The 13,022-nt window shown below is 58.1% G+C and carries 12 protein-coding genes; 4 read left to right on the forward strand and 8 right to left on the reverse strand.

Features of this window, described 5'->3' with window-relative positions; all coding sequences use genetic code 11:
- Window positions 1-939: 939 nt before the first annotated feature.
- The 7 genes from LXM96_RS00115 to LXM96_RS00145 form a co-directional block, all read right to left on the reverse strand.
- Window positions 940-2,397 (reverse strand): NAD-dependent succinate-semialdehyde dehydrogenase, encoded by a 1,458-nt coding sequence (locus tag LXM96_RS00115; RefSeq protein WP_239996197.1) that lies wholly within the window; start codon window positions 2,395-2,397, stop codon window positions 940-942.
- Window positions 2,398-2,423: 26 nt separating this feature from the next.
- Complete coding sequence (locus LXM96_RS00120) at window positions 2,424-2,867, reverse strand: acyl-CoA thioesterase (protein WP_239996198.1); 444 nt, start codon at window positions 2,865-2,867, stop codon at window positions 2,424-2,426.
- Window positions 2,867-4,027, reverse strand: coding sequence for an iron-containing alcohol dehydrogenase (locus LXM96_RS00125; RefSeq protein WP_239996199.1), 1,161 nt, complete (start codon window positions 4,025-4,027; stop codon window positions 2,867-2,869). The genes LXM96_RS00120 and LXM96_RS00125 overlap by 1 nt, the downstream gene beginning before the upstream one ends.
- A gap of 23 nt (window positions 4,028-4,050) precedes the next feature.
- Window positions 4,051-5,577, reverse strand: coding sequence for a class I adenylate-forming enzyme family protein (locus tag LXM96_RS00130; RefSeq protein WP_239996200.1), 1,527 nt, complete (start codon window positions 5,575-5,577; stop codon window positions 4,051-4,053).
- Window positions 5,578-5,599: 22 nt separating this feature from the next.
- Window positions 5,600-6,355, reverse strand: coding sequence for an SDR family NAD(P)-dependent oxidoreductase (locus LXM96_RS00135; protein WP_239996201.1), 756 nt, complete (start codon window positions 6,353-6,355; stop codon window positions 5,600-5,602).
- A 61-nt stretch (window positions 6,356-6,416) separates the two neighbouring features.
- On the reverse strand, window positions 6,417-7,184 hold the full coding sequence (locus LXM96_RS00140; protein WP_239996202.1) for an enoyl-CoA hydratase-related protein: 768 nt from the start codon (window positions 7,182-7,184) through the stop codon (window positions 6,417-6,419).
- Window positions 7,185-7,267: 83 nt separating this feature from the next.
- A complete protein-coding gene (locus LXM96_RS00145) occupies window positions 7,268-8,476 on the reverse strand; it encodes an ABC transporter substrate-binding protein (RefSeq protein ID WP_239996203.1) in 1,209 nt (402 codons plus the stop codon).
- Window positions 8,477-8,733: 257 nt separating this feature from the next.
- On the opposite strand from LXM96_RS00145, the gene LXM96_RS00150 reads away from it, so the two are divergent.
- From LXM96_RS00150 to LXM96_RS00165, 4 genes are read left to right on the forward strand one after another with little or no spacing between them, the layout of a single operon-like run.
- On the forward strand, window positions 8,734-9,492 hold the full coding sequence (locus LXM96_RS00150; RefSeq protein WP_239996204.1) for an ABC transporter ATP-binding protein: 759 nt from the start codon (window positions 8,734-8,736) through the stop codon (window positions 9,490-9,492).
- Window positions 9,485-10,192 carry an ABC transporter ATP-binding protein gene (locus tag LXM96_RS00155; RefSeq protein WP_239996205.1) on the forward strand — a complete coding sequence of 236 codons (708 nt, stop codon included), beginning with the start codon at window positions 9,485-9,487 and terminating at the stop codon, window positions 10,190-10,192. Before LXM96_RS00150 ends, LXM96_RS00155 begins: the two co-directional genes overlap by 8 nt.
- A gap of 34 nt (window positions 10,193-10,226) precedes the next feature.
- Entirely contained in the window at window positions 10,227-11,114 is an 888-nt protein-coding gene (locus tag LXM96_RS00160) for a branched-chain amino acid ABC transporter permease (protein WP_239996206.1), read from the forward strand.
- A 7-nt stretch (window positions 11,115-11,121) separates the two neighbouring features.
- A complete protein-coding gene (locus tag LXM96_RS00165) occupies window positions 11,122-12,087 on the forward strand; it encodes a branched-chain amino acid ABC transporter permease (RefSeq protein ID WP_394801877.1) in 966 nt (321 codons plus the stop codon).
- 63 nt (window positions 12,088-12,150) lie between these two features.
- Here LXM96_RS00165 and LXM96_RS00170 read toward each other — a convergent pair whose 3' ends face one another.
- Window positions 12,151-12,939, reverse strand: coding sequence for an SRPBCC family protein (locus LXM96_RS00170; protein ID WP_239996208.1), 789 nt, complete (start codon window positions 12,937-12,939; stop codon window positions 12,151-12,153).
- Window positions 12,940-13,022: the final 83 nt, after the last annotated feature.

Raw genomic sequence — 13,022 nt, forward strand, 5'->3', positions numbered from 1 at the left:
GCGATAGGTTGCATAATTGCTATCGCTTTCCGGGGCAAGCTTGGTCTTGCCTTCTCGTTGCTTAACGCGGCAGCTAAGAGGTAAGCGGAAAAATGAGAGAAACGACCGGAATGGGGGCGCTAAGCGGACGTACTTCTTCCCTGCGACTGCTTTTGCTTTCTGCGTCACCTCCCGCATCGGCGGACCTGGCCCCTGTATCCCAATGGGCGGAGCGTCTGTAGCCCCAAATGCACCCAGAGCTCTACAACGCTAGTTCGCCTCTCGAGACGCTCAATTGCAACGACACCGTCCTTGATCGTCGGTGTAACCCTTGGGGTCCTCGTTGGCCGCCGCTGTGAAGTTCGGTTTCCACATCAGCGTGTCTGCAGCGTCGTCGAGCATGGCAGCGGGATCATCGACTTGATTTGGGGCCCTAAGCGGATCGGCGGCTTCTGGGCGTCGCGGATCAACTAGCTGCCGTTGGGGCGGGCTGATCATAACGACAGCTTCCGACGCAATCTCAGCTTTCAGCCTGTTTCGCTCGCGACTCAAAACCCGCCATTCGAAAAGGATCCGTTCTCGGGTTGGACAGGGCACAGAGCTACCCATCCGCACTTGAGTTTCGAACCGCAGGAGCGGACGTTACTGCGGTTCCCTATCATGTAAGACCACCGCCGATAACGAACTCTGGATAGAACTTGGGGGGCAACGCCAGCACGAGAATAGCGGAATGCGACGCTGGTGCACCGTATCGGCGGCTTCTAAGTAATCGCGGCAATCTGAGACGTGGATTTCGCTGATGCGCCCGGTTGCGTTTCGAAGGCCGTCGACCGTTTGCTCGGCAGGGTTCACGATCTTTTTCATGATGTCGGGACGCCTTGAGAATCGCAGGGTTTCGACCATCAGAGCCCTTGCGACCCTAATAGCTACCGCTTCAGCAAGAACCAGCAGCTGACATCCTCAGATACCCATGCACAAGTACTTTATCTCCAGATAGTCATCCATTCCGTATTTCGAACCCTCGCGACCGTTCCCGCTTTCCTTCACGCCGCCGAATGGTGCGACTTCAGTAGAGATGATTCCTTCGTTGATGCCGACGATGCCGTACTCAAGCGCTTCCGCCACCCGCCATATCCGGGAAACGTCACGACCGTAGAAATACGCTGCCAACCCGAACTGCGTGTCGTTGGCAAGTTTGATCGCGTCGCTCTCTGTCTCGAAGCGGAAGATAGACGCGACCGGCCCGAAGATTTCTTCGTTGAAGATTTGAGACCCGGGCGGTACGTCAGCCAGAACTGTCGGTTGATAGAAGCTATGCCCGAGGGCGTGTCTCTCGCCGCCTACCAGTACCCGCCCACCCCGCTGGACAGCGTCAGAAACCAACTCCTCAACCTTCGCTACCGCCTTCTGATCTATCAGGGGACCAATCTGAGTGTCCGCCTCGAAGCCGTTTCCGACCGGCATTGCCCCGACGACTTCCGCCAGCCGTTGCACGAACTTGTCATAGATGCCGTTTTGGACGAGGAAGCGATTGGCGCAAACGCAAGTCTGTCCGGCGTTACGGTATTTGGAGGCGACAGCCCCCTTAACAGCGGCTTCCAGATCGGCGTCATCAAAGACGATGAACGGAGCATTTCCTCCGAGTTCCATGGATGTGCGCTTAACAGTCGCTGCGCACTGGGCCATCAGAACCTTGCCGATTTCGGTCGAGCCGGTGAAGCTTAGCTTTCGGACTACCGGGTTGAACGTAAGCTCGCCACCGATCTCCGCAGCCGACCCGGTGATACAGGATAATACTCCTTTCGGAACGCCTGCCCGCTCCGCCAAAACGCATAGCGCCAGGGCCGACAGCGGCGTTTGGCTCGCAGGCTTGATCACCATGGTGCATCCCGCTGCAAGCGCCGGGCCTGCCTTGCGAGTGATCATGGCAGCGGGGAAGTTCCACGGCGTGATCGCCGCACAGACGCCGATCGGCTGCTTCAGGACAACGATACGTCTATCGGCAGTTGGAGCCGGTATGGTGTCGCCGTAAACGCGCTTTGCCTCTTCCCCAAACCACTCAATGTAGGATGCCGCGTAAGCTATTTCTCCCTTCGCCTCAGCAAGAGGCTTGCCCTGCTCTGCGGTCATGATGGCAGCGAGATCATCCTGGTTCTCCATCAGGAGGTCGAACCATCTTCGCAGGATCACCGCCCGTTGCTTGCCGGAAAGAGCTTTCCAGCCGGAAAGGGCTTTGCCAGCCTCTTCCACGGCCCGTCTCGTTTCGCCGGCACCCATTCGAGGAACGCTCCCGACAACCGTGCCATCGGCGGGATTGGTGACTTCCAGGACTTCCCCATTGTCCGCATCCCGCCACTCACCTGCGACGAAGCACTTGTCAGTCAGAAGCGATGGGTCTTTCAGTCTCAGAGTGACCATGGAAATTTTACCTCTACAGGAGTTTCTTAGGGCTGCGTCAGGAGGGGCTCGAGCACTCCGCGTGCCTTACCGACAAACGGAACCGGTCGCCGCGAATAACGATCGACGTTCACATGAACGAAGAACCCCTCCGCCGACGCGATGTCTTCATCGTTCCTGAAGAGCCCGATCTCATATCGTACGGATGAGTTTCCGAGTTTGGCGACGCGTATTCCCGCGGTAACGCGATCCGGAAAAGCCATCTCCGCGTGATAGCGACACCCCGTCTCAACCACCAGGAATACCTCGGAGCCACCCCGGATATCAAGCGCTCCATTCTCGATCAGGAAGGCGTTCACCGCCGTGTCGAACATGCTGTAGTGTACGACGTTGTTCATGTGCCCGTAGATGTCGTTGTCCGACCATCTTAGATCGATAGTGCGGAACACCTTGTAAGCAGAGCGATCTCCGGGTTTTACTCGTTCTCCCATCACCACGCCGCCTTGTAAATTGCGAGGGCGTCAGCCTCGGTAACCTCCCGTGGATTGTTCACGAGCAGCCGTGTCTGTTTCATGGCGTCCCGAGCCATTGCTGGCAGGTCGGCTTGGCCGATTCCGACGTCGCGGAGCCTGGACTGTAACCCGAGTTTCACCGACAACTCAGCGAGGCCCTCGATGAAAGCAGCACATCTTCCCTGCTCTCCTTCTTCCGAGATCATCTCTGGAAAGACGTCACCGGCGATCTCAGCGTATACAGAGCTGGCGGCAGGCGCATTGAATCGGAGGACATGCGGGAGCACGAGCGCGTTCGAAAGACCGTGCGGCACATGGAATCGCCCCCCGATCGGATATGCCAAGGCGTGTACTGCCGCCACAGGCGAGTTCGCGAAAGCTTGGCCAGCCAGCATCGAGCCAAAAAGCATCGCGCCGCGTGCCTTGCGATCCTGCCCCTCGAATACCGCCTTCTCGATATTTGCGCCAAGAAGCAGCAAAGCTTGCCGTGCAAGCATCTTCGACAGGGGATTATTATTTGCGTTCGTTGACGCATATGCCTCTATCGCATGGACCATAGCGTCGATTCCCGTCGCAGCAGTTATTCCGGGTGGGAGGCCCAGAGTTAGATCGGGATCAAGGACTGCTACATCGGGTAGGATTAGCGGCGATGAGACACCACGCTTCTCGTCGCCTCCGACGGTAATGATCGAAACCGGGGTCACCTCTGACCCCGTGCCGGCCGTCGTGGGCACCAGCACCAAAGGAAGGCGAGGTCCCTTCGCGTTTCCTACGCCCCATGCCTCCTCAATCGGTTCGCCGGAACCACATAGCAAGGCGACTACCTTGGCTACATCAAGCGATGATCCACCGCCAAAGCCAATGACCCCCGAGACATCTCCTGCCGTTGCGGCTGCTGCGGCGGACATGACCGTACCGATCGACGGATCGGCTTCGACTCCGTCGAAAATCGTCGTTTCAATCCCGGATGCGGCCAGGGAGGCGAGCGCAGGTTCGCAGAGGCCGAGCTTCAGCAACCCCGGGTCTGTCACAAAAAGCACTCGGCGGCCGAGCCTTTGCCCGGTCAGTTCGCCGAGCGCAGCTGCCGCCCCCGGCCGGAATACGATCTGCGCCGTTGTACTGAAAACAAACGGATTCATGCACTTCTCCTATGCGGTCTCGTCTATGCGGCGGGGATGCTCTCGCGGAGCTTCACACGCAGAATCTTTCCGGAGCCAGTGCGGGGAATTTGACCGACCACGTAAACCCGGTCAGGGACCTTGTAGGTCGAAAGACGGTCCCTGCAGTGCTTGAGTAGAGCATCCTGATCGAAGGGCACGCCCTCTTTCAGAACGACACAAGCAACCGGCACTTCGCCCAGCAGTGTGTGTGGCATGCCAATTACAGCACAATCCATGATGGCCGAGTTGAGCAGTATAGCCTCCTCCACTTCCGCTGGAGCGATGTTCTGTCCTCCGCGGATTATCAATTCCTTCAACCGGCCCGTAATCGTAAGGAAGCCATTCGCGTCTGACTTTGCCAGGTCTCCGGTGTGATACCACCCCTCGATTACCGCCTTCTGGGTCTCGAGAGGCTTGTTGTGATAGCCCTGCATCAGGTTAGGGCCTTTGCAGATGAGCTCTCCTTCCGTCCCTGGAGGAACATCGAGCCCCGTCTTCGGATCGACCAGACGCACAGTCAGCCCAGGAAGGGGCAACCCACAGGAACCGGGGACGCGCCAACGGCCAGGCCAGTTCATCGTCACCATGGTCGACGTCTCGGTGATGCCGTACCCGTCGAGCAACGGCACCCCGAAGAACGCCTCGAAGTCGCTGTTCAATGTCCCGGGCAAAATCGCGCCTGCGGAAACGCATAGCCGCACTGATGACAGTAGTTTTTCGCCGTTCGCCTGGCAGGCAGAGAGGAAGTAATGGAAGACCGTCGGGACCCCCGGCATGAAGGTGAAGCGTCCGGTTCGAAGCAGTCTCGTTGCCTCTGTCGTCGAGAACTTCTCCATGATGTACTCACTCGCACCGGTCGCAATGATGGACAGGACGGCGATATTCAGAGCGTAGGAGTGGTATAGCGGCAGCGTGTTGAGGACGACATCATGTTCGTGCAAGCCCGCTATCGGTGCCCAACAGGCCGATGTCACCCATAGCATCGAACGGGTGGACAACAGTACACCCTTGGGCTGCCCCGTCGTCCCAGATGTGTAGACGATATATGCTGCCCGATCGACATCGGGGTCGTCTTCCACGACGCCCGGGTTCGGTCCCAGAGCTTCGAAGCCGGCTGTGTCGCTCGCTTCTATGACCTTCACTGATCTTTCCAGGCGCGGCTGCAGTGCATCAACCAGCGTCCTCTTTTCCGGAACACTGACAAGAATTGAGCACTCCGCATCGGCGAGCCGATACGCCAGTTCCGCGTCGGTGGATTCGATGGCCACTGGTACGGAGACGCCTCCTGCCCTGACGACCGCCAGGGCTGCGACCACCCAATTGACCGAGTTGGGAAGGAAGACCGCGACAGCCTCCCCCTTTTTCAGGCCAGCCGCCCTTAGATGGGAGGCGAGCGCCCGCGTCTCCTCGTCAAGCCGGTTGTATGAAATGGCCCGATGCTTATCTTCAAAGGCCATCTTCTCCGGACGCATCCGCGCGTTGCGGCGGAGAATATCGCCAACGGGCGCTATGAGATCGAAGTGTATCATCGCAAGCTCCTCCCCTACTCGCTCACACCATGCTGAAACCACCGTTGACGCTGATCACTTGACCCGTGATCCACGACGAGGCTTCGGATGCGAGGAATGTGACCGTCGGAGCGATATCGTCGGGCTTGCCGATGCGGCGAAGCGGATACGCCTTCACGATCTTCTCGCGGTTCTTCTCCAGGAACTCGGGGTCAGAATGGGAGGTCTCGACAAGGCCGAGGGACACCGTGTTGACGGTGATACTGTTTCTACCGAACTCGCGCGCCAGGGATTTTCCAAGCGCGATGGTTCCACCGCGGGCGGCAGCTGCGATTGCGAGGTTTGCCTCTCCTATTCGGGAGCTATCGCCAACAAGATTGATGATCCGGCCGGCGTTTTGGCTAATCATCAGCGGTGCCACCGCGTGACAGCAGTTGATCGCACCGTAGAGGCAGACATCGATCTGCTTCCTCCACTCCTCGGGAGTCGATTCGATGAATCTCTGGTACTTTACGTAGCCAGCGTTGTTGACCAGAACATCGATCGTGCCGAAGTCTTCCTTAACAGCAGCAATCATGGCCTTAACCTGGTCATTGACGCTGATGTCAGCCTGATAGGCTTTTGCCCTACCGCCATTGGCGACGATGGACTCGACAACACTGTCGGCCTCGGCTTTCGAGCGGCTGTAGTTGACGGCTACGACAGCGCCCTCTGCGGCCAGTGAACGGGCTATATCACCGCCGACATCGCGGCCTCCGCCCGTTACAAGCGCTACCTTGCCATTCAGATTGGTTTGCATTCCATGTCTCCTGTTGGAACGTGCTGCCAGCGTCGCGAACGTGTTCAGCCACTTGAATTCTTTATCGACCGAGAAACCGTGGGGGGCGCTTCTCGCTGAAGGCTCTTCGCCCCTCAGCGTAGTCCTGGCTCCCGCTCGCTGCGTCGATCAGCCGGTCCGCTTCGGCCCGGTCGAAATTGCCTCTGACGCATCCGTTCAGAATGTATTTCGCTCCCCGGATCGTCAGGGGAGCGCTCGAGGCCATGGAACCCGCTTGTTCCTTGGCCGCCTGTAAAGCGTCATCCGTCAACTGGTCGACAAAGCCATTCCCGAGGGCGTCTTCGGCTCCGAAACGTTGGGCGGTATAGAGGATGCGTTTTGCCTCCGTCACTCCGACGAGCGAAAGCAGCTTCCGGGTTGCGGAAACCCCGTAGACGATCGAGAGCCGGGCCGCGGGAATGCCGAACACTGCGCTGTGCTCCGCTACTCGGAAGTCGCAGGACATTGCGAGGTGCGCAGCCCCGCCAAGGCAATAGCCACGGATGGCCGCGATAGTGGGCTTGGAAACGCTGAAGATCGCGTCTCCAGCTGCATCCACGGCGACTTCGTAACGTTTGCTCTCGTCAGCGCTGCCTCTGATTGCGTCGAATTCGCTGATGTCCGCGCCGGCAGAGAAATCCGTGCCGGCCCCCGTGAGGATGATCGAACGAACGCCTTGGTCGGTATCGAGGTCTTGAAAAAGCTCTGCCAGCCCGCGCCACATGTCGTAGGTGACGGCGTTGCGTTGCTTCGGTCTGTTCAGGGTTACGACAGCTACGCCGTCTGATCGTTCAAGCAGAAGATCGCTCATGTGGTCCGTCTTTGCTCCTGGCCCGTCGCCAGTTGATGGGGCAGCTCAAGGGTGCCCGGCGTCGCCGCCGGGCATTGGTCGGCTCACTTCTTGACGAGGGGGCATTCGCTCTCGGAGAGGGGGCGGAATGCCTCGTCTCCTGGGATCGTTGTGACGAGCTTCAGCAGGTCCCACTCGCCACTGGACTCCTCGGGCGTCTTGACTTGATACACATACATGTCGTGGACCATTCGCCCGTCTTCGCGAATTTTGCCGCCCGTCGCAAAGAAGTCATTGATTGGCGTCTCTTTCATCTTCGCCATGACCTCCGTCGTGTCAGTCGTACCTGCCGCCTCGACGGATTTCAGGTAGTGCATCGTGGACGAATAATCCCCGGCGTCTCCCATGTGAGGGGGGCGACCGACCCGCTCCTGAAACTTCTTGGCGAAAGCGCGCGTCTCGTCATCACGGTCCCAGTAGAATGCGTTGGTGAGGATCATCCCCTGAGCCGTCTCCAGTCCCAGCGCATGGACGTCGGTGGCCCACACCAGCAGACCTGCGACCGTCTTGCCAGACGCTGCGAGACCGAATTCAGAAGCGGACTTGACGGCATTGACGAAGGTCGTGCCGGAACCCGCCAATGCGACGACCTCCGCAGGCGAAGCCTGGGCCTGCAACATAAACGCGCTATGGTCAGAGGTCTCGATCGGATACCGAACCGAGCCTGAGACGGTGCCACCGTTAGCCTTTACGATCTGGCTTGCGTCCGCTTCCAATGCATGTCCGAACGCGTAGTCGGCGGTCAGAAAGTACCAGTCCTTCTTGCCCTCGCGAATCAGCTCATTCGCAGTACCATTCGCGAGCGCGTAGGTATCATAGGAATAGTGGATTGAGTTCGGCGTGCAGCTGTCGTTGGTCAGGCGCGACGAACCGGAGCCATTCACGATGGCGATCTTGTCCTCGTCCTTCGCCACCTGCGTCACCGCAAGCGCAATTCCCGAGTTGATCAGGTTGTTGATCATGGTGACGCCTTGCGACTCGTACCACTCTCGAGCCGTGGAAACGGCGACCTCTGGCTTGTTCTGATGATCCGCGACAACCACCTCCAGAGGACGGCCAAGAACCTTTCCGCCGAAATCTTCGACGGCCATCTTGACGGCGGCGACTGCCCCCTCCCCGCTCTCATGCGAGAATTGACCGCTGATATCGGTGAGAACACCGATCTTAACCGGCCCCGACTCCTGCGCCTGCAAGGGCATACCTACCGATGCAAACGCCGCCGCGCAGGACAACAAGACTCTCAGATTTCTCATGGCTTTCTCCTCCCAGTTACGGCGTCGAGGCTCCTCCACAACGCCAATAGACACTTGCGCTATCGTACCTTGATCCGGTGAGACCAACGATCTTATTGCGCCGCAACAGCTACTGTGTCGCAAAGAAAGCAGAAATAACCAAACTCTGCAAGCTTGCATTATTAGACTTTGTGTGATTTCTTGAACTCCTCTCGAAAGGGAGGGCGCGCAGCATTCATCGGTGCGCTGGAGGAGAGTTCGAGCCGGTAGGAGGACGCGTGCCGGAAAACGCACCCATCATTGAAGCGCGCAGGTTAACGCGCTCGTTTGGCGGCTTCGTTGCCGTCAACAACGTCGACATCCAAATCAGTCCGGGAACTATCCACGCCCTTATCGGCCCAAATGGAGCGGGCAAGAGCACGCTCTTTAATTTGCTTACGAAGTTCCTTTCCCCCAGTTCCGGACACATATTTTTCAAGGGGCGTGACATTACCGGCATGGCACCTGCGGACATCGCAAGGCTGGGACTGGTTCGCTCTTTCCAGATTTCGTCAGTGTTTCCGCATCTAAGCGCACACGAGAACGTCCGTGTTGCCCTTCAGGCCCGCGAGCACGAGACTTTCTCGTTCTGGAAATCCAATACGTGCCTCAGACGCTTTGATGACGAAGCGAGCGCGCTTCTCGAGAGTGTGGGTCTTTCGGACAAGGCAGGAGCATTGGCAAGCGAACTTTCCTACGGGCGCAAGCGCGCACTGGAGTTGGCGACCACACTTGCGCTGGAGCCCGAGGTTTTGTTGCTCGACGAACCGATGGCAGGCATGGGCACCGAAGATATCGGCAGAACCGCTGAGCTCATACGGCGGGTTGGGAAAGGCAGAACCGTGCTGATGGTAGAACACAATCTCGGGGTTGTGGCAGACCTGTCCGATACGATCACGGTACTCCGTCGTGGCGAAGTGATCGCCGAAGGCTCCTACGCCGAAGTATCCGCCAACAGCGAAGTTCGACAAGCCTATATGGGAGCGTCCCATGTCTGAACCCGCACTTCTCGATGTAAAGGACCTGGAAGCCTGGTATGGCGAAAGCCACGTCCTGCACGGAGTGAATTTCAATGTAAGGAGGGGCGAGGTTGTCACGCTCATTGGCAGGAACGGGGCGGGCAAGACTACGACTTTACGGACCCTGATCGGTATCGTCGGAAAACGCTCCGGCAGCGGGTTATTGGGGAATGTCGACCTCCTGAAGGTTCCACCTCACAAGGTAGCCCGCCACGGCATCGGGTATGTCCCGGAAGAGCGCGGCATATTCTCGAAACTGAACGTACTGGAGAACCTGCTGTTTCCACCCGCGTGGAAAACAGGAGGGATGAGCATCGACGAGATTTACGAGCTCTTTCCAAACCTCCGGGAACGTGGCGCGACCCCCGGAACGCGCCTCTCCGGCGGCGAACAGCAGATGCTGGCGATAGGCAGAGTGTTGCGAACTGGAGCGGACATCATCCTTCTCGACGAACCGACAGAGGGCATAGCTCCGGTCATCATCGAGGAGATCGGGGCCGCCTTGCGCATACTCAAGGAGCGAGGCATCACCATCATCCTCGTCGAACAAAACCTGCGCTTCGCAGCCTCCATCGCGGACCGTCACTTTGTGCTGGATCAAGGGAAGGTTGTCGACGAAATCCCCAACAGCGAACTCGACGCCAACATGGACCGTCTCAACCGGTACCTCGGGGTCTGACCGTGGCACACACACTTCAACAGGTAGAAATCCAATGACAGATTTCCTCGGGGTGCCTATACCCGTCCTCTTGGGCCAATTGCTGCTCGGCCTGATCAACGGTTCATTCTACGCGCTGCTGAGCCTTGGTCTAGCGATCATCTTCGGGATGCTCAACGTAATCAACTTTGCCCATGGTGCCTTCTATATGCTTGGCGGGTTTGTCGCCTGGTACCTGCTCTCAAGACTTGGCCTGGGATACTGGTGGACCTTGATCGCGACCCCCCTAGTTGTCGGGCTGGCGGGGATTGGCGTGGAGAGGTTGCTCTTGAAGCGTCTCTACCGCATGGACCACCTTTACAGCCTGCTCCTGACGTTCGGCGTCGCTCTCATGTTAGAAGGCCTCTTCCGGCACGTATTCGGATCGGCCGGCAAGCCCTATCCAGTCCCTACTCTACTGAGCGGCGGCCTCAACCTCGGCTTCATGTTTCTGCCAATGTATCGGGCGTGGGTGATCGTGGTGTCGCTGGCGATCTGCTTGATTACGTGGCTGGTCATCGAACGGACGAAGCTTGGAGGTTATCTCAGAGCTGCGACAGAAAATCCGTCCCTTGTTCAGGCGTTCGGCATCAATGTTCCCCTGATGCTCACATTGACCTACGCCTTCTGTGTCGGCCTCGCTGGCTTCGCTGGAGCTCTTGCGGCACCGCTTTATCAAGTGAGCCCCGGGATGGGTTCAAGTATCATCATTGTCGTATTCGCCGTTGTCGTGATCGGCGGCATGGGGTCCATCGGAGGTGCGATCGTCACTGCGCTAGCGTTGGGCGTGATCGAAGGTCTGACCAAGACATTCTACCCTGCCGCATCTTCAATTGCGGTGTTCGTGGTGATGGTGCTGGTCATCCTCATTCGGCCGGCCGGCCTTTTCGCTCGGGAGGCGTAATATGAATATGACAGCCCTTTCCCCCTCTCTGCCGAAGTCCAACCTGGCGCGGTCTATTGGTCTCATCCTGCTGATATTGGTCGCGTCGATTCTGCTGCTCGCACCTCTGCTCACGTATCCGCTGTACCTGATCAAGATCCTATGCTTCGTGCTTTTCGCTGCCGCATTCAATCTTGTGCTCGGTTACGCCGGCCTGCTTTCTTTCGGCCACGCAGCCTTTTTCGGAGGGGGCGCATACATCGCGGCCCATGCGGCGAAGGTCTGGAACCTGCCCTTTGAACTCGCGATTCTCGCTGGCACGGCATTTGCGACGATAGTCGGCTTCATTTTTGGAGCGATCGCGATCCGTCGGCACGGCATCTATTTTGCGATGATCACGCTGGCCCTTGCGCAGATGATCTACTTTCTCGCAGTCCAGATGCCCTTCACCGGCGGTGAGGATGGCATTCAGAGCGTGCCCCGGGGCTACCTATTGGGAATCGTCGACCTCGAAAACATCACTGCGATGTACTATACCGTACTCGGCGGCACAGCCCTCGGCCTGGTGATCATCTGGCGCACCGTCAACTCGCCTTTCGGTCACACCCTTTCAGCAATCCGAGAGAATGAGACGCGAGTAACCTCGTTGGGTTTGAAGCCAGAGCGCTACAAACTGATCGCCTTTACCCTTTCGGCTGCGCTTTCGGGCTTCGCGGGCTCAATGAAAGCGATAGCCTTTCAACTGGCTTCGCTCGTAGACGTGACTTGGCACATGTCGGGTGAAGTCATCTTGATGACGCTTCTCGGTGGCATGGGGACCCTTATCGGACCAATCGTCGGAGCAACCGTCGTTGTCGGACTAGAACACTTCCTCGCAACGAGTGGCCTGCCGATCACGTTCATAATCGGCCTTTTCTTCATCGTCTGCGTCATGATGTTTAGACGTGGTGTCTTTGGAGAATTGAAGCACTTCCTCCAGCGACGTCAGGCGTAGATAAGTCTTGTTATGCAAGCATGGAGGCCGGATCAATCCGGCCTTTTTTCGTCCAACCGCAGACTATCTCGACCTTGCGCCGAACAAGTAACCGATTGCCGCGGCCATCGCCAAGAGCGCTACAGTCGTCAAATCTGGAGATACCCCGTCCAGGACGCCGCTTTCGGACGTTAAGGCCGGGGAGATCAGGCTGTAAACCGCCAACGCCGCCAGCATTGACACAAAGACTATAAGGGATAGCACGGGCAAGGATGCTGCCCCACGAGTATCCGCAATCAGGCTTCCGCCAGATGGGCCGGCAGAAGGCGCGGCGGGTGCCGCGGGATTCGCAGGCTCCGTCGCGCCACCATGTTGCGCTGTAAGTTGAATAGAGCCGTCCTGCTTCTGGCTGCCTGAGGCCGGCAAAGCCTTGCGGGCTTGAATTTCCTCAGAGAACTTGGCGAAGAAATGCCCCGCCATCTGTTTGGCGGTAACATCGATAAGCCTTCCGCCCAACTGGGAAAGCTTGCCCCCGATCTGCGCGGCGACGCTGTAGTGCAGCATGGTTCCATCATCCACGGCCTCCAACTTCACGGTTGCGTCGCCCTTCGCGAAGCCGGCGACACCGCCCTGTCCTTCTCCGCTTATCTTGTACCCGTGAGGTGGGTCGAGGTCGGACAGCGTTACATTTCCCTGAAACCTTGCCTTGACTGGACCAACCCTCATGACGGCCACCGCGGACATCTCGGTATCCGAAGTTTTCACCAGTTCCTGGCAACCTGGAATACAGAGTTTCAACACCTCAGGATCGTTGAGCGCGGCCCAGACCTCTTCCTTTGTTGCCGGGATCATCTGCTGGCCCGTCATTTCCATTGATTCTCTCCTCACCTATGTCCCTTTGCGACTGATACCGAGCCGCACACTGGTCACTTGACATTCGTTCGTTAAGTCTAATA

The sequence above is a fragment of the Rhizobium halophilum genome, from assembly GCF_021648825.1.
Classification (GTDB): Bacteria; Pseudomonadota; Alphaproteobacteria; order Rhizobiales; family Rhizobiaceae; genus Neorhizobium; species Neorhizobium halophilum.

Bases quoted from the DNA above. Each gene is read 5' to 3' on its own strand.
- LXM96_RS00120 (WP_239996198.1), bottom strand. From the start codon at position 2,867: ATGGGAGAACGAGTAAAACCCGGAGATCGCTCTGCTTACAAGGTGTTC.
- LXM96_RS00165 (WP_394801877.1), top strand. From the start codon at position 11,122: ATGACAGCCCTTTCCCCCTCTCTGCCGAAGTCCAACCTGGCGCGGTCT.
- LXM96_RS00115 (WP_239996197.1), bottom strand. From the start codon at position 2,397: ATGGTCACTCTGAGACTGAAAGACCCATCGCTTCTGACTGACAAGTGC.
- LXM96_RS00155 (WP_239996205.1), top strand. From the start codon at position 9,485: ATGTCTGAACCCGCACTTCTCGATGTAAAGGACCTGGAAGCCTGGTAT.
- LXM96_RS00130 (WP_239996200.1), bottom strand. From the start codon at position 5,577: ATGATACACTTCGATCTCATAGCGCCCGTTGGCGATATTCTCCGCCGC.
- LXM96_RS00140 (WP_239996202.1), bottom strand. From the start codon at position 7,184: ATGAGCGATCTTCTGCTTGAACGATCAGACGGCGTAGCTGTCGTAACC.
- LXM96_RS00125 (WP_239996199.1), bottom strand. From the start codon at position 4,027: ATGAATCCGTTTGTTTTCAGTACAACGGCGCAGATCGTATTCCGGCCG.
- LXM96_RS00170 (WP_239996208.1), bottom strand. From the start codon at position 12,939: ATGGAAATGACGGGCCAGCAGATGATCCCGGCAACAAAGGAAGAGGTC.
- LXM96_RS00135 (WP_239996201.1), bottom strand. From the start codon at position 6,355: ATGCAAACCAATCTGAATGGCAAGGTAGCGCTTGTAACGGGCGGAGGC.
- LXM96_RS00145 (WP_239996203.1), bottom strand. From the start codon at position 8,476: ATGAGAAATCTGAGAGTCTTGTTGTCCTGCGCGGCGGCGTTTGCATCG.
- LXM96_RS00160 (WP_239996206.1), top strand. From the start codon at position 10,227: ATGACAGATTTCCTCGGGGTGCCTATACCCGTCCTCTTGGGCCAATTG.